General features: G+C 65.9%; 24 protein-coding genes. 15 read left to right on the top strand and 9 right to left on the bottom strand.

The window, feature by feature from the left end; genetic code table 11:
- Nucleotides 1-906, bottom strand: a complete 906-nt coding sequence (locus IFU00_07795) for a LysR family transcriptional regulator (GenBank protein MBD8542178.1) — start codon at nucleotides 904-906, stop codon at nucleotides 1-3.
- A gap of 139 nt (nucleotides 907-1,045) precedes the next feature.
- Here IFU00_07795 and IFU00_07790 point away from each other — a divergent pair, with 139 nt between their 5' ends.
- The 3 genes from IFU00_07790 to IFU00_07780 all read left to right on the top strand — a co-directional run bounded on the left by IFU00_07790 (nucleotide 1,046) and on the right by IFU00_07780 (nucleotide 3,303).
- Nucleotides 1,046-1,423, top strand: a complete 378-nt coding sequence (locus IFU00_07790; protein MBD8542177.1) for a cupin domain-containing protein — start codon at nucleotides 1,046-1,048, stop codon at nucleotides 1,421-1,423.
- A 520-nt stretch (nucleotides 1,424-1,943) separates the two neighbouring features.
- Entirely contained in the window at nucleotides 1,944-2,405 is a 462-nt protein-coding gene (locus IFU00_07785) for a hypothetical protein (protein MBD8542176.1), read from the top strand.
- A gap of 526 nt (nucleotides 2,406-2,931) precedes the next feature.
- Nucleotides 2,932-3,303, top strand: coding sequence for a hypothetical protein (locus IFU00_07780; protein ID MBD8542175.1), 372 nt, complete (start codon nucleotides 2,932-2,934; stop codon nucleotides 3,301-3,303).
- 87 nt (nucleotides 3,304-3,390) lie between these two features.
- Here the strand turns inward: IFU00_07780 and IFU00_07775 are convergent, their stop codons facing one another.
- Together IFU00_07775 and IFU00_07770 are read right to left on the bottom strand one after the other, a co-directional pair.
- Nucleotides 3,391-5,223, bottom strand: coding sequence for a DUF885 domain-containing protein (locus IFU00_07775; GenBank protein MBD8542174.1), 1,833 nt, complete (start codon nucleotides 5,221-5,223; stop codon nucleotides 3,391-3,393).
- Between the two features lie 139 nt (nucleotides 5,224-5,362).
- Nucleotides 5,363-5,710 (bottom strand): hypothetical protein, encoded by a 348-nt coding sequence (locus IFU00_07770; GenBank protein ID MBD8542173.1) that lies wholly within the window; start codon nucleotides 5,708-5,710, stop codon nucleotides 5,363-5,365.
- A gap of 89 nt (nucleotides 5,711-5,799) precedes the next feature.
- Here IFU00_07770 and IFU00_07765 point away from each other — a divergent pair, with 89 nt between their 5' ends.
- Nucleotides 5,800-6,765 carry an arsenic resistance protein gene (locus tag IFU00_07765; GenBank protein MBD8542172.1) on the top strand — a complete coding sequence of 322 codons (966 nt, stop codon included), beginning with the start codon at nucleotides 5,800-5,802 and terminating at the stop codon, nucleotides 6,763-6,765.
- Between the two features lie 115 nt (nucleotides 6,766-6,880).
- The gene (locus IFU00_07760) at nucleotides 6,881-7,363 is read left to right on the top strand and encodes a hypothetical protein (protein MBD8542171.1); all 483 of its coding nucleotides are present in this window, start codon (nucleotides 6,881-6,883) and stop codon (nucleotides 7,361-7,363) included.
- An 8-nt stretch (nucleotides 7,364-7,371) separates the two neighbouring features.
- On the opposite strand, the gene hemN is transcribed toward IFU00_07760, so the two are convergent.
- Nucleotides 7,372-8,805, bottom strand: a complete 1,434-nt coding sequence (gene hemN / locus IFU00_07755) for an oxygen-independent coproporphyrinogen III oxidase (GenBank protein ID MBD8542170.1) — start codon at nucleotides 8,803-8,805, stop codon at nucleotides 7,372-7,374.
- Between the two features lie 84 nt (nucleotides 8,806-8,889).
- Nucleotides 8,890-10,518 carry a PAS domain S-box protein gene (locus IFU00_07750; GenBank protein MBD8542169.1) on the bottom strand — a complete coding sequence of 543 codons (1,629 nt, stop codon included), beginning with the start codon at nucleotides 10,516-10,518 and terminating at the stop codon, nucleotides 8,890-8,892.
- 161 nt (nucleotides 10,519-10,679) lie between these two features.
- Here IFU00_07750 and IFU00_07745 point away from each other — a divergent pair, with 161 nt between their 5' ends.
- From IFU00_07745 to IFU00_07730, 4 genes are all read left to right on the top strand, one after another.
- Entirely contained in the window at nucleotides 10,680-11,909 is a 1,230-nt protein-coding gene (locus tag IFU00_07745; GenBank protein ID MBD8542168.1) for a metal-dependent hydrolase, read from the top strand.
- An 89-nt stretch (nucleotides 11,910-11,998) separates the two neighbouring features.
- Nucleotides 11,999-12,394, top strand: a complete 396-nt coding sequence (locus IFU00_07740) for an MAPEG family protein (protein ID MBD8542167.1) — start codon at nucleotides 11,999-12,001, stop codon at nucleotides 12,392-12,394.
- A gap of 93 nt (nucleotides 12,395-12,487) precedes the next feature.
- Nucleotides 12,488-13,321: a universal stress protein gene (locus tag IFU00_07735; GenBank protein ID MBD8542166.1), complete on the top strand. Its 834-nt coding sequence runs from the start codon at nucleotides 12,488-12,490 to the stop codon at nucleotides 13,319-13,321.
- An 18-nt stretch (nucleotides 13,322-13,339) separates the two neighbouring features.
- Entirely contained in the window at nucleotides 13,340-13,801 is a 462-nt protein-coding gene (locus IFU00_07730; protein MBD8542165.1) for a hypothetical protein, read from the top strand.
- Here IFU00_07730 and IFU00_07725 read toward each other — a convergent pair.
- Genes IFU00_07725 through IFU00_07715 form a run of 3 tightly spaced genes read right to left on the bottom strand, consistent with a single transcriptional unit; the run spans nucleotide 13,780 to nucleotide 15,930 of the window.
- Entirely contained in the window at nucleotides 13,780-14,322 is a 543-nt protein-coding gene (locus IFU00_07725) for a flavin reductase family protein (protein MBD8542164.1), read from the bottom strand. The genes IFU00_07730 and IFU00_07725 overlap by 22 nt on opposite strands.
- A 1-nt stretch (nucleotide 14,323) precedes the next feature.
- Entirely contained in the window at nucleotides 14,324-15,385 is a 1,062-nt protein-coding gene (locus IFU00_07720) for a nitronate monooxygenase (protein ID MBD8542163.1), read from the bottom strand.
- Between the two features lie 59 nt (nucleotides 15,386-15,444).
- The gene (locus IFU00_07715; GenBank protein MBD8542162.1) at nucleotides 15,445-15,930 is read right to left on the bottom strand and encodes an Lrp/AsnC ligand binding domain-containing protein; all 486 of its coding nucleotides are present in this window, start codon (nucleotides 15,928-15,930) and stop codon (nucleotides 15,445-15,447) included.
- A 112-nt stretch (nucleotides 15,931-16,042) separates the two neighbouring features.
- On the opposite strand from IFU00_07715, the gene IFU00_07710 reads away from it, so the two are divergent.
- From IFU00_07710 to gudD, 6 genes are all read left to right on the top strand, one after another.
- Complete coding sequence (locus IFU00_07710; protein ID MBD8542161.1) at nucleotides 16,043-17,335, top strand: D-amino acid dehydrogenase; 1,293 nt, start codon at nucleotides 16,043-16,045, stop codon at nucleotides 17,333-17,335.
- Entirely contained in the window at nucleotides 17,313-18,443 is a 1,131-nt protein-coding gene (alr, locus tag IFU00_07705; GenBank protein ID MBD8542160.1) for an alanine racemase, read from the top strand. The genes IFU00_07710 and alr overlap by 23 nt, the downstream gene beginning before the upstream one ends.
- Nucleotides 18,444-18,535: 92 nt before the next feature.
- Complete coding sequence (locus tag IFU00_07700; protein ID MBD8542159.1) at nucleotides 18,536-19,420, top strand: LysR family transcriptional regulator; 885 nt, start codon at nucleotides 18,536-18,538, stop codon at nucleotides 19,418-19,420.
- A gap of 180 nt (nucleotides 19,421-19,600) precedes the next feature.
- Entirely contained in the window at nucleotides 19,601-20,650 is a 1,050-nt protein-coding gene (locus tag IFU00_07695; GenBank protein ID MBD8542158.1) for a porin, read from the top strand.
- Nucleotides 20,651-20,680: 30 nt separating this feature from the next.
- Entirely contained in the window at nucleotides 20,681-21,649 is a 969-nt protein-coding gene (locus tag IFU00_07690; GenBank protein MBD8542157.1) for a tripartite tricarboxylate transporter substrate binding protein, read from the top strand.
- A 39-nt stretch (nucleotides 21,650-21,688) separates the two neighbouring features.
- Nucleotides 21,689-23,029: a glucarate dehydratase gene (gudD, locus tag IFU00_07685; GenBank protein MBD8542156.1), complete on the top strand. Its 1,341-nt coding sequence runs from the start codon at nucleotides 21,689-21,691 to the stop codon at nucleotides 23,027-23,029.
- Here the strand turns inward: gudD and IFU00_07680 are convergent, their stop codons facing one another.
- Entirely contained in the window at nucleotides 23,030-23,728 is a 699-nt protein-coding gene (locus IFU00_07680) for an SOS response-associated peptidase family protein (protein MBD8542155.1), read from the bottom strand.
- Between the last annotated feature and the right edge of the window lie 28 nt (nucleotides 23,729-23,756).

The raw sequence follows: 23,756 nt of genomic DNA, 5'->3' as shown, positions 1-23,756 counted from the left end.
CTACGGTTTGAGCCGGGCGTTCCGGCAATGCGCGGCCAGCGCATCGATGAAGAGCCGCAGTCGTGACGGCATGAGCCTGTTGCCAGGCCAAACCACACTGACCGGCATCGGGAACGGCCTGAACTCTGGCAGCACCTCGACCAGATCACCGCGCATCAATTCTTCCGCTGCCATGTAATCGGGCACCTGGGTCAGCCCTGCACCAAGGCATGCGGCCTGCACCAGGGCTTCGCCGTCGTCGAGGATGACGCGGTAAGGCGGATACAGGTTGATCATCGTTCCGTCGAGCTGGAGTTGCACAGGCCGTTGCCGACCCGACGTTGGGTTGCGGAAGACGACAAAATCATGTTCTGGCAACTGGTCGGGATGCGCCGGCAAGCCGCGACGCTCCAGGTAGGCAGCGCTGGCACACAGCGTCAGGCGCTGTTCGTCCACTTGTCGACACGTCAGCCTTGAATCGTCGAGGGGCATGATCCGCACTGCTGCATCCAGGCCCTCCCGAATCAGGTCGCACTGCTGGTCTGACAGGCGTACGTCGGCACGCAGCCCAGGGTGCTCACGCAGCATGCGTGCCAGGACAGGCATGACCATCTGCTTGCCGTAGGTGATGGGAAGGCTGATTCTCAAGTCGCCGCGCGGTTCAGCGATTGAACTCGCCGCCAAGTCTTCGAGCTCGCCGATATCGGCCAGTATCTTCTCGCAGCGGGCATGCAACACCTCGCCGTCGGCGGTGAGCTGGACCTGGCGCGTGGTCCGGTGGAACAGCTTGACGCCGAGTTCACTCTCCAGACTGCTGATCCGTTTGGCGACAGTGGAAGGTGTCAGCGCCAGTTCCCTGCCCGCCTGGGCAAAGCTGCCATGGCGTGCGGCGCACGAGAAAGCAATGAAACGACCGAATCCGCTCATGATGCCCTCGCTCTGACTGGAAAGATTGAAGAAAAATCTTCGTCAATATTAGTCAATCGACGCGTCTTTTAAAACGATCCAGAGTCGCCGATACTGTATTTACGCCGTCACCCGATGGCTCCACAAGAGGAGAGCAGCCATGCATGTGATTTCCAACCAACAGCCTCTGCCCAGCGCCATTCCGGGTATTTCCCATGTCACCCTCGCCGGCCATGAGGACGGATTGAGCAAGCTGTCGGTATGGCAGCAATCGGTTGCGCCTGGTGGTGCCACGCCGCCACATCGGCACGATTGCGAGGAGGTGGTGATTTGCAGCAGCGGTACCGGAGAATTGCGTTTGGGGGAGAAAGTAGAACGGTTTTCTCGCGACATGACAGTCGTCATTCCTGCCAATGTCGAGCACCAGATCATCAATACCGGCCTGGATGACCTGCAGTTCGTTGCCGTATTTTCGATGTCTCCAGTGCTTGCTTGCCTTCCAGACGGCACTGCAATTGAACTTCCCTGGCGGTCTTGATGCCGGGCGTGCCGCAAGACTCCGCATTGTTGTGGCAATCAGGCAGGAGGCCGAGCGTGGCGCCCAGCGAGGTGTACAGCCGGGGACAGGTCTGATCTTTCACAGACGACCTCTGTGGTAGCGTCGGCTACTTCCAATGGCGTTTTGCCCGGTACCGGGATGGCTCGTCGCCGCCAGTCCCGACTACCCGGGTACCGACTACCCGGGTATCGAGATCATTTCCTGCGTCAGAGACAGACATACTTCAGGCAAGGGTCGTGACAAGGCGAGCATGTCAACGGCCCATGCAGCTGATAACATCCGGCAGACACGCTCCGATCCGCACACAGGCAATCATGCCGGACCAGCATATCGCTCTGGCAGCCCAACTATCGCTCACAAACCACTGAGGCAAACGACGGGGCGGGCGCTGCCTGAGCTGCTCATCGTCGTACTCGCCGGTGTACATGCGATTCGCTCCAAAAAGACAGGCCCTGACGTTGTCGCGATTAATTGGTAACAGAAATTGAGCAAGGTGCCGATGCCATATTACAAGCTGACTTTATTCGCCGATTACCACCAGTTCTACATTCAGGACGAGGAAGTCGACAGCAATCTCTCTGACGCCTGGACGGATACTGCTATCGAACGTCTGCTGGCGGTTGCTCCAGGTACCGTCGGAATCGGCACGGTCAGCAACAGCGACGTACCCGTCACGATCGCCGTGTTGGAGCATGCGCCTTTACTCGATGCGGACAAGTTTGATCACGTTGTCGAATGCTCCATCGCAGTCGAAAGCGGAACGATCGTCGCGGTAGGCTGCACGGATTATTTTCCAGACGCAGTGCGCATCAACATACCCACGGGGTCGTATCGTGTCCGTGCCAGCTTTGAAGGGCTTGACTCTGTCTTTGCCAATGGGCTTGCGGGCAGGGACCAATACCACCTCCAGCTTTGGCCTGCCCCAATGGGCCCAGTCCAGGTACGCAAGCAACATGCCTAACGCGGCTTGACGTCATGTCGCACTACCCGCTTCGGGTTAATTCCTGCCAGTCGGGACAGCCAGCGGGTTTATGGCCGGGCAGTCTGCTAAGGTGACGCGATCGGCCGGATTTGGCCAGCAGTACTTATTGCGCTCCCTGAAAGATAACTATGCGTGCACGCTCATGGCTTGGGTACATTGCTGCATTCGTTTTGGGAATGTTCACCATGCTTCCGTATTTCCTCTTCGGCGGGACAGCCTCGTCGAGACTGATCATCTGGTGCAAGTTAATCGTCTATGCGATTCTTCTATTCAGTCCACTGAGGCTCTTGGGGCGACCGCAGTGTCGACTGGTGCCCATCTTCTGCTTGCCGGTCATCGCGCTCAGCTCAGCAATTGGCCTTCCGGGACCACACGCTTTATCCACCGGACTGCAAATGATTGCAGAGCCAATTTTATGCGTCTGGATTGGCGCATTGCTCGCCTGGATTGCGCTAAACTTCAGGTCGCCCAACGCAGTCATCCCGAAACCACCACGAACCAATCCATGAAACATCTTGCTGTCGCCGCTGCGCTCATCCTGTGTTCATTTCAGGCTGCTGCATGCCCCTTGTCCGAGGCGTTATCAACCCGTTATGGCATCTCGTTCTCAGGTTTTGAAACGCCGATTCCAGCAGCGACAGCGCCGGACATGACGGATTCCGGATCATTCATTCGGGTTGCGGTCCGGGACAACAGCAAGGTGGCGGATGGCTTTCGCCACACGATCGTCATGAACACCAAAACAAAGAAGGCGTGGGTCCTTCGCACTGGCGGCTTCGCCAGCGTGTACGACTGGTTCGGTCCAGTGGATGCGCGTCACGTCCCGCTGCAGAATTGCGGGTCGGACCACATCCCAGCGGCCATGCGCGCTTTATAAAAACATCCCCGCGCAGGCCAGGCCTGCGCGGGGATGTCATCATCTCACCGGCTCTGCGAAAAACGCGCTAACGTCCTGCGCCCGCCATCACGCCTTCTTCTGCCCCGCAATCCAGTTGTCCACCAGATTGCCCAGCACATCCAGCGGCACCGACCCGGCGCCCAGCACCAGGTCATGGAACGCCGGCAGCGAGAACTTGTCGCCCAGTTCGGTCTGCGCCTTCTGGCGCAGTTCCAGGATACGCAGCATGCCGATCATGTAGGCATTGGCCTGGCCGGGCCAGACGATGTAGCGCTCGGTTTCCTGCACACCCATGCCGTAATCGATCGCCTGCTGGCGCGTCCAGTTCTTGGTGTGCAGGCCGGTGTCAGCCACGAGGCGGCGGGCGCGGAACAGTTCCGACCCCAGCGCGCCGAGCAGGCCCGGCACATCGCCTTCATACCAGCCCTGCTCCACCGCGAGGCGCTCGGTGTACAGCGCCCAGCCTTCCGAGTGCGCACTGCCGCCGCTGAAGATGCGCTGGCTGCGGAACTTCGGCAGATCCTTCATCTCCTGCTGGATCGCGAGCTGGAAGTGGTGGCCCGGCACGGCCTCGTGGTACGACAGGCTGCGCATGCGGATCATCGGGAACGTCGGGCCGACCAGCGGCACCCAGAAGATGCCAGGGCGCGTGCCATCCGGCGCCGGCATGCTGTAGTGGGCGGCGGCCGACGGCTCGGTCATCGGCGGGACCCGGCGCACATCCACCGGTGCGCGTGGCTTCAGGTTGAACAGCGGCGCACTACGGCGCTCGGCGTCGCGCACCATCTCGTTGTAGCTGGCGATGATGCCCGGGCGCGGATCGCCCTCGCCCTTCGGCTGGAAGCGCGCGTCGAGCTGCTTCATGCGCGCTTCGATGCCGCCTTCGCTCAGGCCCAGCGACTTCAGATGCTTGTCCATCTCCGCTTCGATGCGCGCCACTTCGCGCAAGCCGATCGTGTGGATCTGGTCGGCGCTGAGCTTGGTACTGGTGAAGTTTTCCAATGCGCGCGCATACGCGGCAGCGCCGTTCGGCAGGCGCGAGATGCCGGCCACGTCGGTGGTGGCCGGATGGATCTCGGCCATGAAGGCCTGCACGCGCGCATAGGCCGGGCGCACCTTCGTCTCGACGATCCTGGTAGCGCGGGCGATGGCGGCGCTGCGCGCTTCCGGGGTCAGGTCTTTCAGCTCGGCGCTGCGCTCGGTCAGCGACGTCACGAACACGTTGTCGGCCGCCGAGGGCTTGAGGAAGTGGTCGACCTGGAACTGCGCGCGCTCGAGGATAAAGCGCGGCGGGATCAGCTTTTTGGCCGCGGCGCCCCGTGCGCGCACCAGCGCTTCGTCCATGCGCATGCCCACCTGGTCCAGGCGCGCCAGGTAGCTGTCGACATCCTGCTTGTTGCGCATCGGGTGCGTGTTGGTCATGAAGTTGACCAGGCCATTCTGCACGCCGCTGAACTGCGAGAACACGAAGTTGTAGTCTTCGAACGGCTCGTTCGCGATCACGTTTTCCAGCGACCAGCGCATCACCGATGCCGAGATCTTCTGGGTCGCGTCCAGCGGGGCAGCGTTGAAGCCATCGAGGCGCTTGAGGCCTTCGCGGGCCAGCGCCACGGCTTTCTGGCGATGCGCGGCGGTCAACGGCGTCAGTTCGCGATCCAGGCGCGCCTGCTCGGCACCGCTGAAGTACTGGGTCGACGTGGCCGTCTGTGGCGACAGGCGCACCCAGTCTTCGGCGAAGCGGTCGGCCCAGACGTTGAACGCGGCGTCCGGTTTGCTCGCGCTGGCCTGCGCGACGGATGCTGGCGCGGCTGCTGCCGGCAAGGCCACCCCGGCAAGCATGGCGGGAACAAACAGGGCGGCGATGATGGCGCGCGTGCTGCGCTGGCGGGTCAATGGCATGTCGTGGGCTTCCTTGTGATTGTCTGTCGTCGGCGGTGGCTGCTTTTTGCCGTCAAGAATCTAACATGGAAGTAAACAGATCGACAACATCGGTGTTGCCGTGCGGCGTAAGTACCGCGCTACCGACAACGAACGTCCGTCAATCCGAATAGCCGCGCGCCGCCGTGATCATCCGGTCCTTGAAGACGCTCTCGCCGCAGTAACACAGCAGCGCGGCCGCGATGCAGGCCAGCACCTTCCAGCCCAGCAGCAGGCTGCCGATGCACACGATGGCCGCGCCGATGGCCAGGCGGATCGCGAAGGTGCGCCGGGTCATGCCGAAGACGAAACGGCTGCGCGGTCGCGTGTGCAGGAACACGACGAACATCAGCCAGTAGCCAATCGCATAGACGAAATACAGCAGCGCACCGATACCGAGCGCGAAGCCGACACCGGGCACGCGAAAAGCCAGCAGCCCGCCAAGGCCAAGGGCCAGCCAGTACAACATGAGGTTCCGGTACTGCACATGCTCTCCCGATCGATCGACAGCGGCATCTTACAATACCGGCACCATTCATCCGACGAGGCGACACACCCATGCAGGCATTGCGCGACAAGCTGGAACACCGGCAGATCGCCATCTACTTCGGCGCCGTTGCGATGGCCGCCATCGTGGCGGGCTTGACGCCGGCAAGCTCCAGGCTGGCCGCCGTCGTCAATCCGGCCCTGGCATTCATGCTGTTCGTGACCTTTTTGCAGGTGCCGCTGGCCCAACTTGGCCGCGCCTTCACGCACCTGCGCTTTTTGGCCGCGCTCCTGGTCACCAACTTTCTCGTGATTCCCCTGCTGGTCGCGTGCCTGCTGCCGCTGACGCCGGCCGATCCGCTCATCCGGCTTGGCGTCCTGCTCGTGCTGCTCGCGCCCTGCATCGACTACGTCGTCACGTTCTCGCACCTGGGCCGCGCCGATGCACGCGCCCTGCTGGCGGCAACGCCCGTGCTGCTGGTGGCGCAGATGGCGCTGCTGCCGGTCTACCTGCGCATCCTGCTGGGCGACGCTGCCGCCTCTCTGATCCAGCCGGCGCCATTCATCGACGCCTTCCTCTCGCTGATCGCCGCGCCGCTGGTGCTGGCGGGCGCCGTGCAGTATTGGGCAGCGCGCACGCGCACCGGTGCGCAGGCCGCCGCGGTGCTTGGCGTGCTGCCGGTGCCGGCCACGGCGCTCGTGCTGTTCGTCGTGGTGGCGTCCGTGCTGCCGCAGCTGGGCCAGGCGCGCGCTGCCGCGCTGGCCGTCATCCCCGTCTACCTCGCCTTTGCGGTGCTGGCACCACTGGCCGGCTGGTTTGTCGCGCGGCTGTGCCGGCTGACAGCGCCCGCCGCGCGCGCCGTCGCCTTCAGCGGCGCCACCCGCAACTCGCTCGTGATCCTGCCGCTGGCGCTGGCCGTGCCGGGCGCGCTGCCGCTGCTGCCGGCGATCATCGTGACGCAGACGCTGGTCGAACTGATCGCCGAACTGGTCTACGTGCGCGCCATCACACGCCTGGGCGCCGGCGACGCCGACTGACGCTTGGGCCAGCGCAGAGCCTGGTGCGGCGTCTTGGCGTGACCTGCCCGGCATCAAGGATGATCCATCGGTGCACGGCCATGATGTTTCCATATGGAAACCAATGGAGACTGCCGTGGAAACCCTTCTTGAGGTCGCACCGGACGCGCCCCCGACGACGCCCAGCAAGGCCTGCACCCTGGACGCGAGCCTGCCCCTGTGGAATCCGCGCGCGGCGACGTATCTGGGCCTGCTGCTCTCGCCTGCCTTCAGTGCCTATATCCACATGTGCAACTGGGATACGCTGGGCGAAGACGACCAGTCTCTGGAAGCGCGGGCCTGGTGCTGCATGTTGCTCGGTTACTTCGTCACGTTCGGCGTCCTGCTTGGCGTGAGCGACATCGTCGGACGCAACCTGGCGCCGCCCGTCTCGGCGACGATCGGCCTGCTGGCCGGCTGGCATGTCTGGGGCGGCCGCGCCCAGGAGCGCTATGTCGCGGTCATCACGGGCGGTGCCTACACGCGTCGCCCGTGGTATGGCGTCATCCTGGCGGCGCTGGGCGTGCTGGCGGTGCTGGTCGTAATGGTGGCGGTCGTGGTGCGCGTCGTGCGGGACTGACCCGGCGCCTAGATCGTGCGCGAGAAGCGCGGCCCACCGGCCTGCTGGCCAAGGTAGCGATCGAACACCATGCACAGGTTGCGGATCAACAGGCGCCCCTTGGGCGTGACGCTGATCCACGCGTCGTCCACCTGCACCAGGCCATCGGCCTGCATCTCGCGCAGCGCCGCCAGTTCGGCCGCGAAGTAGTCGGCGAACACGATCGGAAACGCCTGTTCGATGGCGGCGACCGACAACTCGAACTGGCACATCAGCTTCTGGATGATCGCGCGGCGCAGCAGGTCGTCCATGCCCAGACGGATGCCGCGCTGGAGCGGCAGCGCGCCGGCATCGATCAGCGCGTAGTAGTCCTCGAGCGTCTTGGCGTTCTGGCTGTAGGTCGCACCCACGGCGCCGATGCTCGACACGCCGCACGCGACCAGGTCGGCGTCGGCATGCGTGGAATAGCCCTGGAAGTTGCGGTGCAGCCGGCCCTGGCGCTGGGCCACGGCAAGGTCGTCGCCCGGCTTGGCGAAATGGTCCATCCCGATATACACATAACCGGCCGCACCCAGGCGCTCGATGCACAACTGGAGCATGCCGAGCTTGGTGTCGGCGCTCGGCATGTCGGCCTCCAGGATGCGCCGCTGCGGCTTGAACAGGTGCGGCATGTGGGCATAGTGGTAGACCGAGATACGGTCCGGGCTGGCCTGAATGACCTTGTCGAGCGTCTGCGCCATGCTGACCAGCGTCTGCTTCGGCAAGCCGTAGATCAGGTCGATGCTCACCGAGCGGAAACCGGCGGCGCGCGCGGCGTCGATGATGGCCACGGTCTCGGCTTCGGGCTGGACGCGGTTCACGGCGCGCTGCACGTCCGGATCGAAATCCTGCACGCCCAGGCTGATGCGATTGAACCCCTGCTGGCGCAGGCTGTGCACCCGCTCGGGCGACACGGTACGCGGATCCACCTCGATCCCGTACTCACCAAGGGCATCCGGCGCGAAACGGAAGCTGGCCTGCAGATGCGCCATCAGGTCATCCATTTCGGCATCGAGCAGAAAGGTCGGCGTACCGCCGCCAAAGTGCAGTTGTTCGACCTCGTTCATGCCGGCAAACAGCTGGCTCTGCATCGTGATCTCGCGCTTGAGGTAATCGAGGTAGGTGGCGGCGCGCTCGTGTTTGCGCGTCACGATCTTGTTGCAGGCGCAGTAATAGCAGACCGTGTCGCAAAACGGGATGTGCACATACAGCGACAGCGGACGCCCGCCGCGCTGGCGCCGCGCTGCCACAGCGGCGAGATAGTCGCCGGGGCCGAAGTCGACGCCGAAGCGATCGGCAGTAGGGTACGAGGTATAGCGCGGCCCCGACTTGCCCAGGCGGGCCAGCAGGGCGCCATCGAAGCGGGCGGCAGAAAAGACGATGGCGGAACGTACCGCAGGAGGGATTTCGGCGTGACCCGGCATGATGAACAACTCCAGCAAAAGATTTCAGCAAACTGCGGCAATGACCGCGTTGCAGGAAGCAACGCGGCGCCAACAGCGATCAGCTTATTGATCCATGCCGGATGAATCCATGCGGTGCATCAAACGCGGCCAAGTCGGCGTTAGCCGCCCTCCCGTGCTCCGGAATTTGAAGACCGACAGCGCCAGCGACAGGCGCGCCGCCTCATCGGCGACGTTGCCCGAGGCTGCAGCGGATTCCTCGACCTGGGCCGCATTGCGCCGCGTGATCGCATCGAGTTCGACCATGGCCGCATTCACGCCGTCGATTTCCAGCGCCTGCTCGCGGCTCGCGGCCGTGATCGCACTCATGATTGCGGCCGCATCGGCCACCTTGCCGACCACGTCGCGCATCGTCTGGCCGGCGGCGCCCACCAGCTGCCCGCCCTGGCCCACGTGCGCCCGTGACGCCTCGATCAGTCCCGTGATTTCACGGGCGGCGCCGGCAGTGCGCTGGGCCAGGCTGCGCACCTCGCCGGCCACGACCGCAAAACCCCGGCCCTGCTCGCCGGCACGGGCCGCTTCCACGGCGGCATTCAGCGCCAGCAGATTGGTCTGGAATGCGATGCCGTCGATCAGGCCGATGATGTCGCCGATCCGGTTTGACGAGGCGCTGATTTCCTCCATCGTCGCGCCGACCCGCTCGACGGCCTGGCCACCGTGCCCGGCGACGGTGGTGGCGGCCAGCACCATGCCATCGGCGCGCACGGCGCTGTCCGTGTTGCGGTTTGCCGCCTCGGCGATATTGCCCAGACTGCCCGCGGTCTGCTCCAGGCTCGCGGCCTGCGCTTCGGTGCGGCTGGCCAGGTCGGCATTGCCGGCAGCGATCGCCCGTGTGGCGTGCTCGATCGAGCTGACGTTGTCGCGCACGTCGCCGATGACCGCCGTCAGGTTGACGGTCAACTGGCGCAGCGCCAGTTGCAGGCGGCCCATCTCGCCACTGCCGGCCGCCGACGTGGGCGCCGGGTGCGCCAGGTCGCCGCCGGCCAGCGCGTGAACGGTGGCGATCGCGTCGTGCAGCGGCCGCACGATGCTGCGTTGCAGCCCATACCAGGCCGCCAGCGTCGCCAGCGCGCCCACGCTGGCGGCCGCGCGCCAGACGCCGTCCCCGGCCGCCAGGCCCAGCGCCGCCAGCAGCAGCGCCTGACCGCCCATCAGCCAGCCGAGCCGCTGACCGAGCGGCGCATCGCGCAGCAGACGCAGCAGACGCTCCAGCCCCAGACCGGTACGCACGACGCGCCCCCGCACGATGGCCAGTCCGCGCGCCTCGTTATCCGTGAACTTGCGGTACAGCGCGCCGGCCGTCTCGACCTGTTCGCGCGTGGGCGCAGTGCGCACCGACATATAGCCCGTTATCTGGCCGTGCTCGCGGATCGGCGCCACATTGGCCACGACCCAGTAGAAGTCGCCATTCTTGCGGCGGTTCTTGACCAGGCCAGTCCACGGCTCACCGCCCTGCAACGTGCGCCACATGTCGGCGAATGCCTCGGGCGGCATGGCCGGATGGCGCACCAGATTGTGGGCTTTGCCCAGGAGCTCGGCTTCGGAAAAACCGCTGACCTCGACAAAGCTCGGGTTCACATAGGTGATGCGGCCCTTGGTATCCGTTTTCGAGACGATCGACTGCCCCGGTTGCAACCGGTATTCGGTCGTGGTGACGGGCTGGTTGTGACGCACTGCGCTCTCCTTGAAATTGCCTTAATGCAAGTTCTGGATTGTACGGACAACTTTCCTAAAAAAATTTGATCTGGATCAAAAATGGCCAGGTCACTTCCCTGTAGCGCGTGCGTCATCCGTAGCAGGGGTCAGGGTGTTGCTTTTCAGGATAAACTTTGCAAATGGATAATCTGACCCACTCCCTCGTCGGCCTGGCCCTCGGCGAACTCGTCGACCGCGCCCTGCCTGCCCACCCCGATCCGCAGCGCGGGCGCACCCGTCGCCGCGTCCTGCTGGCCACCGGCGCGCTGGCCAGCAATTTCCCTGACCTGGATCTGGTGCTCACGCCGCTGCTGGCCCCACCGCTGGGCTATCTGCTGCACCACCGGGGGCACACGCACACGCTGCTGTTCGCGCTGCCGCAGATCGCCCTGCTGCTGGGCCTGATGTGGCTGCTGTGGCCGGGCGCGCGGCGGCTCATGCAGGGTGACCGGACGGCGCGCACCGCGATCCTTGCGACGGCCGCGCTCGGCATGGTGCTGCACCTGTCATTCGATTTTTTGAACGTGTACGGGGTGCACCCGTTCTATCCGCTCGATGCGCGCTGGCTGTATGGCGACATCGTGTTCATCGTCGAACCCGTGTTCTGGACCGCGCTCGGCGTGGCGCTGGCGCTGCAGGTGCCGGGCCGCGTGCTGCGCCCGCTGCTCACCGGGCTGATGCTCGCCGCGCCGGTGCTGTTTTTCACGATGGGCTTCCTGCAGTGGGGCTCGCTCGTTGGCTTGCTGCTGCTGGCCGGTCTGGTCGCGCTGGCATCGCGCCGGGGCGGCGCCGCCGGCCTCGTCACGGCGATCGTCGCCTGCATGGGCTTCATCGCCATCCAGGGGGTGGCCGGGCATCTGGCGCGCGAACAGATCCGCAGCGCCCTGGCCCAGGTAGAACCCGGCAGCCGCGTGCTCGACATGCCGTTGTCGGCGTTCCCGTCCAACCCGCTGTGCTGGTCGTTCGCGACCGTGACCGACAATGGCGGCGCCGGCAGTTATGCGATCCGCCTTGGCGTGCTGAGCCTGGCGCCGGGCGTGACCGGCGTGGACGCCTGCCCCGCGCGCTTCGGCGGCATGCCGGGCAGCGCGCCTGCCGATTTCGCCTGGAAATATCGCGAAGGCGGCAGCCTGGCCGGCTTGCGCGGCCTGCAGCGCGACAATTGCCAGTTCGACGCCTGGCTGCGCTTCGCGCGCGTGCCATCGCTGATCGACGGCGAGGCCACCGACATCCGCTTTTCTGCGCCCGGCGAAGACAATTTCTCGACGCTGCCGTACAAGGCGATGGCCAGCCTGCCATGTCCGGCGCCCGTGCCCCAGTGGAGACGGCCGCGGGGCGACCTGCTGGGCGAGGGGCAGGTTCGCCCCTGACCTTACAACCGGGCCGGTCAGCAGTGCGCGCCTGAACATGGGAAAGGCGCGACACTGCTCCCGTCTACCCACATAACAAGGAAACAACAATGACGACCGAACTGACCCTGCTGGCCTGGACCCTCGTGCTGGCTTTGGTCCAGATCATGCTGGTGGCTAACCTGCGCACCGCCGAAACCGGTATTCAGTACAACGCCAGCGCCCGCGACGGCGAAGCCCCGCCACCGCGGCCCGTCACGGCGCGCCTGCAACGCGCGCAGGCCAATCTGTTCGAGACGCTGCCGCTGTTCATCGGCGCGGTCCTGATCGCGCACGTGTCGGGCAGCGAAGGCGACCTGACGCTGTGGGGCTGCTGGATGTATCTGATCGCGCGCATCGTCTACATCCCGCTGTATGCGGCCGGGATTCCCTACGTGCGCTCGCTGGTGTGGCTCGTGTCGCTGGCCGGCCTGGTCATGGTACTGGCGGCTGTGCTGACTGCTTGACCTGCATCAAACGCGCGCCTGACATGGGCGCGCGCCGGGCGTATGCTTTTCGTGTCGTGCAGCGTTGCACGCCCCATACGAACGGAGTCAACCATGTTCAAGACCATCCTGGTGCAGATCGACGGCGGTGCGGGCCAGGCCAGCCGGTTGCGCGCGGCGGCAGTGCTGGCCGAGATGCACGGCGCCCACCTCGTGGGCGCCGGCGCCACCGGCATTTCGCTGGCCAACTATGCGGTGCTCAATGGCGGCATGGCCGTGCCATTGTCCGACCGCGCATTCGAGGCGCTGCGCGACGACGTCCGCATCCGGCTTGACGCGTTCATCGAGCAGGCGCGGCGTCTTGGCATCGTCGGCGCCGAGGCGCGCCTGTTCGAGGGCAGCACGCACGACGGCCTGCTGCTGCAGTCGCGCTACGCCGACCTGATCGTCGTCAGTCAGCCAGACCCCAACGATCGTTTTGGCGCCGAACACGGCCTGCCGCAGACCCTGGCGCTGGGCGGTACACGTCCCGTGCTGGTGGTGCCCCCCGCCTATGACGGCGCGCCAATCACCGGCAACGTGCTGGTTGGCTGGGATGGCTCGATGCCGGCCCAGCGCGCCATCTGCGCCGCCCTGCCCCTGCTCGCGGGTGCCGGCAGCGTCACGCTCGGGCTGATCAACCCCGAACGCCAGTCCGAGCTGCACGGCGACGAACCCGGTGCGGATATGGCGCTGTACCTGGCGCGTCACGGCGTGAAGGTCAATGTCGCCGTCGCGCATACCCGTGCACGGGAGAGCGACGCGCTGATCGACATGGCGGGCGAGGTGCACGCAGGCCTGATGGTAACGGGCGCCTTTGGCCACAGCCGCTACCGCGAATGGTTCCTGGGCGGCGTCACGCGCGACCTGCTCGGCAGCGCGCCGGTGCCGCTGCTGATCGCGCACTGATCGCGCACTGATCACACCATGGGCTTTCGCCATTCTCCGGGCGGTGGGGCGGGCGCCATCGGCGCTGCCATGCGCCACGCCAGGCGCCGCCTGTGCGTGCGCCTGGCGTGTGCGCTCGATCCTGCCCGCACGCCAGATGCCGATTTCGTGCGCGAGTTTACCGTGCTCGTGGCCCTGGTCGAAGCGGGATTCCGGCACGAAGAAACGGTCATGGAGTTGCTCGACTATCACCGCCGGCACGATCATCTGGCCGACAACGCCGTCGTTCTGGCGGCGCTGCACCGCGCCTTGCCGCTGATCGAAGAAGGCGACATCGCGTTCGGGCGGCGCCTCATTGCGGCGCTGCTCGACCTGCTGTCGCTGCATCGCATTTCCACCGACCTCGCGCTGGTGACGATGCCTGGTGCGCCCCCAGGCCGCCAGGGCAGCCACCTGGCGGGCGCACTGAAGCGGCGCGACTACTTCAAGCCGTCACGCTGACGCCGGATCACCTTGCCCGCCACCATGAACGTGCCATCGCCCTTGTAATGCAGCGTTTCCGGATGCCGCGGCCGCGCCGCCGCGCGCGCCGCTACCACTTCCCAGATGAAAAAATCGTATCGTTCAACCAGACTGTCGTCATGCAGCCGGCACTCGAACTGCGCATGGCATTCACGGATGGACGGCGCCGCTACCAGCGCGCTGGCCTCCGGCGTCAGGCCTAACGCCGCGAACTTGTCGATGTCGGCACCGGACGTCGAGCCCACGCCCAGCACCGCCTCGAGCTGGCTGCTGGTCGGCAGGTTGATCACGCATTCGCCGCTGGCGCGGATCAGGCCGTGGCTGTGGTTGGCAGACGAGATCACGCAGCCGATTAGTGACGGCGAAAATTCCATCACCGTGTGCCAGCCCATCACCATCACGTCACGCTCGCCCGCGTGGGCGGACGTGACCAGCACCACCGGTCCTGGCTCCAGAAAACGGCGGACCTCGTGCAGCGGTAGATCGGGCTTGCGCGCCATCCTATGCTTCGCGCGCAGTGCGCATTTCTTCGGCCAGCAGCGCCACCAGCTGCGCCGCCGGCATCGGGCGCGCCAGCGCATACGCCTGCCCGGCCCAGTTGACCGAATAGTCATCGAGCCCCTTGCTGCTGGCGGCGGCATGCAACGCCTTGGCGGCGTCGTAGGCGATCGGATAATCGGGCACCGGCGGATGCCCGGGCGTGTCGATTTCGTTGACAAAGTGATTGATGATGCCGCGCGCCGGCCGGCCTGAAATCGTCGCGGTGACGGCTGTGCCAAGATCCGGTTGCGTCAACAGCGCGCGATAATGCGTTGACGTCTGCGCTTCCGGGCAGGCCAGGAAGGCCGTCCCCATCTGCGCGCCACTCGCGCCCAGGCGCAGGCTGGCAGCAATGCCCTGCCCGTCCATGATGCCGCCGGCCGCGACCACCGGAATCCGCACTGCCTTGGCCAGCAGGCGCACCAGCGCGAACGTGCCGAGCGCCGGGTCGGGCACGTCCGGATCGAAGATGCCGCGATGCCCGCCTGCCTCGTAGCCTTGTGCGACGACGATGTCGATGCCGGCCGCCTCGATGGCACGCGCTTCGACCGGGTTGGTGGCGGTGGCCATCAGCACGCAGCCGGCGTCGTGCAGCGTGTCGATCTGCTGCGCGGTCGGCACGCCGAAATGAAAGCTGACCACGGCCGGGCGCGTGCGCACCAGCACCTCGAGCATGTCGGGGTCGTCCAGGAAGCTGCGGTAGATTTCGCGCAGCGCCGTCGGTGGCGCCTGGCCCGTGCGCGCGAAATGCGGCGCCAGGTGCTCGAGCCAGCGCGCCTCGCGCGCCGCATCGGGCCGCGCTGGCGTGTGCGTGAAGAAGTTGACGTTGAACGGGCCGCCCGTCAACCCCTGCAGCGCCGTGATCGCGCTTTCCGCCTGCGCTGGCGTGACGTGACCCAGCGCGAGCGACCCGAGGCCGCCGGCGTCGGTCACGGCCGCCGCGAGTTGCGGGGTGCCGAAGACCGCCATCGGCGCCTGGATGATCGGATGGCGGATGCCGAGCAGCGTCGTCAAGGTGTTCACGGGCACTCCATGGGTGGTTGGATTGGCCACCAGTATAGTGCGTCGCCCGGCGCGCTGCCCTAGCGCGGAATCGACAGCGCCAGCGTCTCCTTCAGTTCTTCCATCACCACATAGCTCTTGGACTGGCCCGCATCGGCCACGTGCAGGATCTCGCCCAGCAGGCGCCGGTACTCGGACATCTCGGGGATACGCGCCTTGATCAGGTAATCGAAGTCGCCCGATACCAGATGACATTCGAGCACCTCGGGAATGGCCAGCATCGCGCGCCGGAAGCGCTCGAAGGCCTTGTCCGATTTCTGGTGCAGGTTGATTTCGACGAACACCAGGATCTGCATGCCCAGCGCCTGCGGATTGACGCGCGCGTAGTAGCCCATGATCACGCCGTCGCGTTCCATGCGCTTGACGCGCTCGATGCAGGGTGTCAGCGACAGCCCGACCTGCTCGGCCAGGTCCTTCATGACGATCCGCGCATCCTGCTGCAGTACCGACAGGATATGCAGGTCGATGCGGTCGAGGATGCGGTTCGAGGCCTTTTGTACGCGCATGGGCAAACTCCGTAATTTTTGCTGAAAACTGCCGTATTAACAGAAACAATTATCAGGCTTCTGACGGTACGATGGCAAGCTTTACCAAATCCTGATTCTTTTCGAGGAAATTATGCGTGTCATCGTATTGGGCAGCGGCGTGGTCGGCGTCACCACCGCGTATTACCTGGCCCTGGCCGGCCATGAAGTCACCGTGATCGACCGCCAGCCCGGTCCCGCCCTCGAAACCAGTTTCGCCAATGCGGGCCAGATCTCGCCCGGCTACGCTTCGCCGTGGGCCGCGCCCGGCATTCCGCTGAAAGCCGCCAAATGGCTGTTCCAGCGCCACGCGCCGCTGTCGATCAAGCCCGACGGTACGCTGTTCCAGCTGCAGTGGATGTGGGAGATGTACCGCAACTGCGACCCGGCGCGCTACGCCGTCAACAAGGAGCGCATGGTGCGCCTGGCCGAATACAGCCGCGACTGCATGCGCCAGCTGCGGCGCGACACCGGCATCGCCTACGAAGGCCGCCAGCAAGGCACCGTGCAGTTGTTTCGCACGCAGCAGCAGTTCGACAGCGCCGCCAAGGACATCGAGGTGCTGCGCGAGGCCGGCGTCGCGTACGAAGTGCTGCAAGGTGCGCAACTGGCTGCGGCCGAACCGGCGCTGGCGAATGTCTCGCACAAGCTGGTGGGCGGCCTGCGCCTGCCAAACGATGAAACGGGCGACTGCCAGCTGTTCACCACCCGCCTGACCGCCATGGCGCGCGACCTGGGCGTGCGCTTCGAGTTCGACACCACGGTGCGCCGCCTGGAGCAGGCCGGCGGCGAGATCGCCGGCATCGTCACCGACAAGGGCGTGTTCACTGCCGAGCAGTACGTGCTGGCCACGGGCAGCCATACGCGCGCCCTGCTGCAGCGCTGGTTCCCGGTGCCGGTGTACCCGATGAAGGGGTACTCGCTGACCGTGCCGATCATCGACGCGGCGCGCGCGCCCGTCTCGACCATCCTCGACGAAACCTACAAGATCGCCGTGACACGCTTCGACGACCGCATCCGCGTGGGCGGCATGGCCGAGCTGTCGGGCTTCAACCTGGACCTCAATCCGCGCCGCCGCGAAACGCTCGAACTGGTGGTCAACGACCTGTTCCCCGGCGCCGGCGACACGGCCCAGGCCAGTTTCTGGACCGGCCTGCGCCCGATGACGCCGGACAGCACGCCGATCGTCGGCGCCACGCCGCTGCGCAATCTGTTCCTGAACACGGGCCACGGCACGCTGGGCTGGACGATGGCGGCCGGTTCGGCCATGGTCATCGCCGATCTGGTGGGCGGCAAGACGCCGGCGATCCGCGCCGACGACCTGGCCGTGTTCCGCTACGCCGGTGCGCGCGATGTCTCTCCTGATGCTGAACTGGCACGGGCGTAATCCGATGACGTCCGCAGCACGCGCCGGCGCGTACCTGACCGTCGACCTGCACGCGGTGCGGGCCAATTACCGCCATCTCCGCGCGCTCGGCGGCGGCGTCGAATGCGGCGCCGTGCTCAAGGCCGATGCGTATGGCCTGGGCATGGCGCCGGTGGCCGCCGCGCTGGTGGCCGAAGGCTGCCGCACGTTCTTCACGGCGCACCTGGACGAAGGCATCCGCCTGCGCACGCTGCTGCCGGCCGGGACCACCATCTATGTGATGCACGGTGCGATGCCGGGCGCCGCGCGCGACTGCCTGGCGCACGACCTGGTGCCGGTGCTGAACGATCCGGGCCAGCTCGCAGAGTGGCGCGCGCTGGCCCGGGAAACCGGCCGCGTGCTGCCGGCCGCGCTGCAGTTCGACACGGGCATGGCGCGCATGGGCCTGGCGGGCGCGGATGTCGAGCGCCTGCGCCAGGACCCGGCCTGGCTGGATGGCCTGCGCCCGCAACTGGTCATGAGCCACCTGGCCTGCGCCGACGAACCCCTGCATCCGATCAATGTGCACCAGCGCCAGCGTTTCGATGCCGTGCGCGCGCTGCTTCCCGGCGTACCGGGCAGCCTGGCCAATTCGTCCGGTGTGTTTCTCGGCCCGGCCTTTCATCACGACCTGCTGCGCCCGGGCGCGGCGCTGTACGGCATCCACCCGCAGCCCGGCGGCGTCAATCCGCTGGCGCAGGCGGTGTCACTCGCTGCGCGCGTGGTGCAGCTGCGCAGCATCGATGCGGGCGACATCGTCGGCTACGGCGCGCGCTACGTGGCGCCCGGCCCGCGCCGCATCGCCACGATCGCCATCGGTTACGCCGATGGCTGGCTGCGCGCGCTGAGCGGCCGCTCGTACGCGTACGTCGACGGCCTTGCCGTGCCCTTCGTCGGCACCGTGTCGATGGACAGCATCACGCTGGACGTGACCGGCGTGCCGGACGAGCGCATCGCGCCGGGCCAGAGCGTCGGCCTGCTGTGCGCGCAGCAGACGGTGGACGATGTGGCGGCGCAGGCCGGCACGATCGGGTATGAGGTGCTCACGCGCCTGGGCAGCCGTTTCCACCGAGAGTACATCGGCTTGTAACCCGCGGCTTGTAACCCGCGGGGCTTGATCCATCCTCCACCGGTTACACTATTCGCCCGGCGACCCGCCGTATCCTGGTGAAGAGGTAACCCTTGTTTGAAATCAGCCAGCTGCGCTGCTTCGTCGCGGTCGCCGAAGAGCTGCACTTCAGCCGCGCAGCCGAGCGTCTGAACATGACGCAGCCGCCCCTGAGCCGTCAGATCCGGCTGCTCGAACACAGCGTGGGCGTGGCCCTGCTCGAGCGCACCAGCCGCTCGGTCACGCTGACCGCCGCCGGCGCGGCCTTCCTGCCTGAAGCGACCCGGATCCTGCGCCTCGCGCAGGAAGCGGCCGTCAAGGCACGCCGCACCGCCAGCGGCGAACAGGGTTCGCTGACGATCGGCTTCAGCGCCGCATCGGGTTACAGCCTGTTGCCGGCCGTCGTGCGCGGCATCCGCCAGGCCTGCCCCGAGGTCGCCCTCAATCTCAAGGAACTGGTCAGCACGGCGCAGGTCGAAGCGCTGAATGCCGGTGAAATCGACCTTGGCCTGATGCGCCCCCACACCATCAACAGCGAACTGGAAAGCATCCTGATGGTGACCGAATCGCTGATGCTGGCGATCCAGGAAAGCGACGCCCACCTGTGGCCCGAAGCCCCGACGCTGGCCTGCTTTCACGGCAAGCCGTTCGTCATGTATTCGCCCTACGAGGCGCGGCCGTTCTACCAGATGCTGAGCGAACGGTTTGCAAAGGCCGGCGTGGTACCGGACATCGTCGAGCACATCGGCCAGGTTCACACGATGCTGGCCCTGGTCGGCGCCGGCATGGGCGCGGCCCTGATCGCGGAAGGCGCCGCGCGGCTGAAGTTCGAAGGTATCGTCCTGCGCAAGGTGGCCACCGACCCGGTGCACCTGGTGGGCACCTACCGGCGCGACAACGACAATCCCGTGCTGGCACTGCTCAAGCAGCAGGTACTGGCATCGTTCCATCCTGCCTGACCGCAGCATTGATTCAATTCCTGTATTGGTGGCGACAGCCTTTGGATTGATTAGGCATTGATCTCCGCTCTATGATGGACCCAGCCCCAAGCAGGCGACTGCCGAAGGCTGCGTACGGATCACATAAGGTCCGACCACATAACAAAGGAGACAGTCTTGAAAACAGCAGCAGCGCTTGTCCTGTTACTGGGCGCCGGCACGGCCCATGCCCAAACGTCGGTCGCGTTCTACGGCCTGGTGGACGCCGCCATCGTCGTCGAGGATGGCGGCACCGCCGGCCGCGTCACCAAGGTCACCAGCGGCGCCGCCGCCGCATCGCGCTTCGGCCTGCGCGGCGTGGAAGAACTGGGCGACGGCATGGCCGCCTTCTTCACGCTCGAAGGCGGTACCAAGATCGACACCGGCGAAATCGACGCCGCCGGCACCATCTTCAATCGTCAGGCCTACGTCGGCTTGCGCACCAAGTTGGGCTCGGTGGCGCTCGGGCGCCAGTACACGCCGTATCACACGGCGATGGTCTCGATCGTCGACCCGTTCAACACCGGCTATGCGGGCAGCGCGAAGAGCCTGTTTCCCCACAACGGCACCAATATCCGCACCAGCAACACGATCACCTACGCCACGCCAAAGAAGAACGGCTTCGACGGCGAACTGGCCTACAGCGTGGGCGAGCAAAGCCGCTCGGCCGCCGGCCGCCAGTTCGGCGGCGCGATTGGCTACGCGGCCGGTCCGCTGGCCGTGCGCCTCGTCTACAACCACAAGAACACTGACGTCGCGGCCAATGGCGCCGTACCTGCAGTGGACCGCTCGATCGGCCGCAACATCCTGCTCGCTGCGTCGTACAACGCCGGCTGGATCAAGCTGCACTCGGGGATCAGCAGCGACAAGGGCGACAACGCCGCGCCGCTGATCAACCCCAACAACCCGTATGGCGGGACGCGGCCGACACCATCGACGGACGGACGCAGCTACCTGCTCGGCATCTCGGCCCCGGTCATGGGCGGCACGCTGCTGGCGTCGGTCCTGCACAAGGATGACCGCACCCGTTTCAATCAGGACGCCAATGCCTGGGGCATCGGCTACCTGTACGCACTGTCCAAGCGCACCGGCCTTTACGCCGCCTACGGTCACGTCGACAACCGCAACGGCGCCGGCTACACGGTGGCAAACAATACCGAATCGGGCAGCGGCGACACCGCCTACAACCTGGGCGTGCGCCACAGCTTCTGAGTTCTGACACCACAATAACGAGGAGACACAATGACGATTCGTACCAAGGTTTCATCCCTGCTCATCGGACTGGCAATCGCTGGCAGCGCGCAGGCAGCAGGTTTTCCGGACAAGGCGATCAATGTCGTCGTGCCATTCCCGGCGGGCGGCTCCACCGACGCCATCGCCCGCGCGATCGGTCCGAAGGTCAGCGCCAAACTGGGCCAGCCGTGGGTGGTCGACAACCGCCCGGGCGCCACCGGCGCGCTGGGCGGCGGCTACGTCAAGCGCGCGTCGCCCGATGGCTACACACTGATGGTCGCCTCCATCGGCGTGTATTCGGTCAACCCGCTGCTGCAAAAGACGCTGCCCTACGATCCGTCGAAGGACTTCGACCTGCTGACCGTGGCCGTACAGGCCCCGAACGTGCTGGTGACGAATGCCACCGTGCCGGCCACCACGGTCGCCGACTTCGTCGCCTACCTGAAGAAAAATCCGGACAAGATCACGTTTGCCACGTCCGGCGCTGGCAGCTCGGACCACCTGACGACGGCGCTGTTCTGGCAAAAGACCGGCACATCGGGCCTGCACGTGCCGTACAAGGGCGGCGCACCCGCGATCACCGACCTGCTGGGCGGCCATGCCAATGCATCCTTCCAGAACATCAACGTCGTGCTCAGCCACATCAAGGCCGGTAAACTCAAGGCCCTGGCTGTCACGGGCAGCAAGCGCTCGGCGGTGCTGCCGAACGTGCCGACGCTGGGCGAAGCCGGCGTCAGGGAAGTCGACGTCTATTCGTGGCAGGGCATTGCGGCGCCGAAGGGCTTGCCGAAAGACGTCAAGGCGACGCTGCATGCGACGATCACGGGCGCGCTGCACGATCCGCAGATTGCCGCCAAACTGACCGAACAGGGTTTCGAGGTCGTGGCCTCGACGCCCGAGCAGTTCGCGAAGTTCCAGGCGCAGGAGCTGGCGCGTTGGCGCGAGGTGATCACCAACGGCAAGATCACGCTGGACTGACGCCAGACCCGTTCAACACTTTTTTTCAAGCAGCCCATCATGTCCAATACTTCGTCCTCTGCCCCCGTCATCACCAGCCTGCGCGTCGTCCCCGTCGCGGGCCAGGACAGCATGCTCCTGAACCTGAGCGGCGCGCACGGCCCGTGGTTCACCCGCAACATCGTGATCCTGACCGACAGCGCCGGCAATACCGGCCTGGGCGAAGTGCCCGGCGGCGAAAAGATCCGCCAGACCATCGAGGATGCCGGCCCGTTCGTCATCGGCGCCACGCTGGGCGATTACAACAAGGTGCTGAACGCGATGCGCAGCGCGTTTGCCGACCGCGATGCTGGTGGCCGCGGCCTGCAGACGTTCGATCTGCGCACGACCATTCACGCCGTCACGGCTGTCGAATCGGCGATGCTCGACCTGCTCGGCCAGTTCATGGGCGTGCCGGTGGCGGCGCTGCTGGGCGAAGGGCAGCAGCGCACGGCGGTCGAGATGCTGGGTTACCTGTTCTACGTGGGCGACAGCGGCAAGACGCCGCTCGGTTATCGCAGCGAGGCCGATGCGGTCGATCCCTGGCTGCGCCTGCGCAACGAACAGGCGCTCACGCCGGAAGCCATCGTGCGCCTGGCCGAAGCGGCGCGTGAGCGCTACGGCTTCAATGACTTCAAGCTCAAGGGCGGCGTGCTGGGCGCCGATGAAGAGATGGAAGCCATCGTCGCCCTGCACGAGCGCTTCCCGCAGGCGCGCGTAACGCTCGACCCGAATGGCGGCTGGCTGCTGGCCGACGCCATCCGGGTCTGCCGCGACAAGCACGACATCCTGGCCTACGCCGAAGACCCGTGCGGCGCCGAGAACGGGTACTCGGGCCGCGAAGTGATGGCCGAGTTCCGCCGCGCCACGGGCCTGCGCACGGCCACCAACATGATCGCGACCGACTGGCGCCAGATGGCCCATGCGATCCAGCTGCAGTCGGTCGACATCCCGCTGGCCGACCCGCACTTCTGGACCATGCAGGGGTCGGTGCGGGTGGCCCAGTTGTGCGAGATGTTCGGCCTGACCTGGGGTTCTCACTCGAACAACCACTTCGACATTTCGCTGGCGATGTTTACGCACGTGGGGGCCGCCGCGCCGGGGCGCGTCACGGCCATCGACACCCACTGGATCTGGCAGGATGGCCAGCACCTGACCAAAGAGCCGCTACGCATCGAAGGCGGCATGGTGCAGGTGCCGGCGCGCCCGGGCCTGGGTATCGAGCTCGATGCCGACAAGCTCGAAGCAGCGCACCAGGCCTACAAGAATCTCGGCCTGGGCGCACGCGACGATGCCGTGGCGATGCAGTACCTGATCCGCGACTGGCAGTTCGACAACAAGCGCCCGTGCCTGCTGCGCTGATCAGAACAACTCGCCATTGACGGGTACCGGCGCCGCGGTCGGCGCTGCGCGCCTGGGCGCCAGCGGTGCCGGCCACGCCGTCATCGCCTCGGCCGGAAAATGGCGCAGGAAGCTGTGCGCCACATCGAGGTCGCGGCTGCCCAGCCAGTCGCGTACCTCGTCGTCGCCCAGCAGCACGAGCGAGCGCTTTTCGTCGCCCGGCCGGTGCATGCGGCGCATCAAGGGATGCGTGTCGGCGTTGATCGTGATCTGGGTAAAGGCACTAGTCATGCTGCCGTCCGCTTCCTGCCACTCGCGCCACAGCCCGGCCACCCAGAACAGCGATTTGTCGCGCATGCCGATCGCCGTGCGTTCGGCGCGGCCGCTTTCGTAGCAGGGTTCGTAAAACCACAGCATCGGCACCGCGCACAGTTGCAGGCGACGCCAGGCCGACGCAAACGAACGGCGCGCAACGAGCGATTCGGCGCGCGCGTTCATCGTGTCGAACGGTTTCACGTCAGGCGGAATGTGGCGGCGCGGGACCATGCCGTAGCTCGCCACGCGCGCCTGCGGCGCGAGCCCGGGCGCGGCGCACAGGATCGGCGCATCGTAATCCTTCCACGTTTCTTCGGGCCATTGCCAGTCGCGCGGCAACTGGCTGAACGCGCCGATGCGGCCGTTGAACATCTCCGGGGTCGGGGGGCGGTAATTCACGCACATGGCTGCACTCCAAAAATATTTCTTATCG

Origin of the sequence: Oxalobacteraceae sp. CFBP 8761 (genome assembly GCA_014841595.1) — a bacterium.
Classification (GTDB): domain Bacteria; phylum Pseudomonadota; class Gammaproteobacteria; order Burkholderiales; family Burkholderiaceae_D; genus Telluria.
This window is presented reverse-complemented; position numbering and strand designations above follow the sequence as displayed.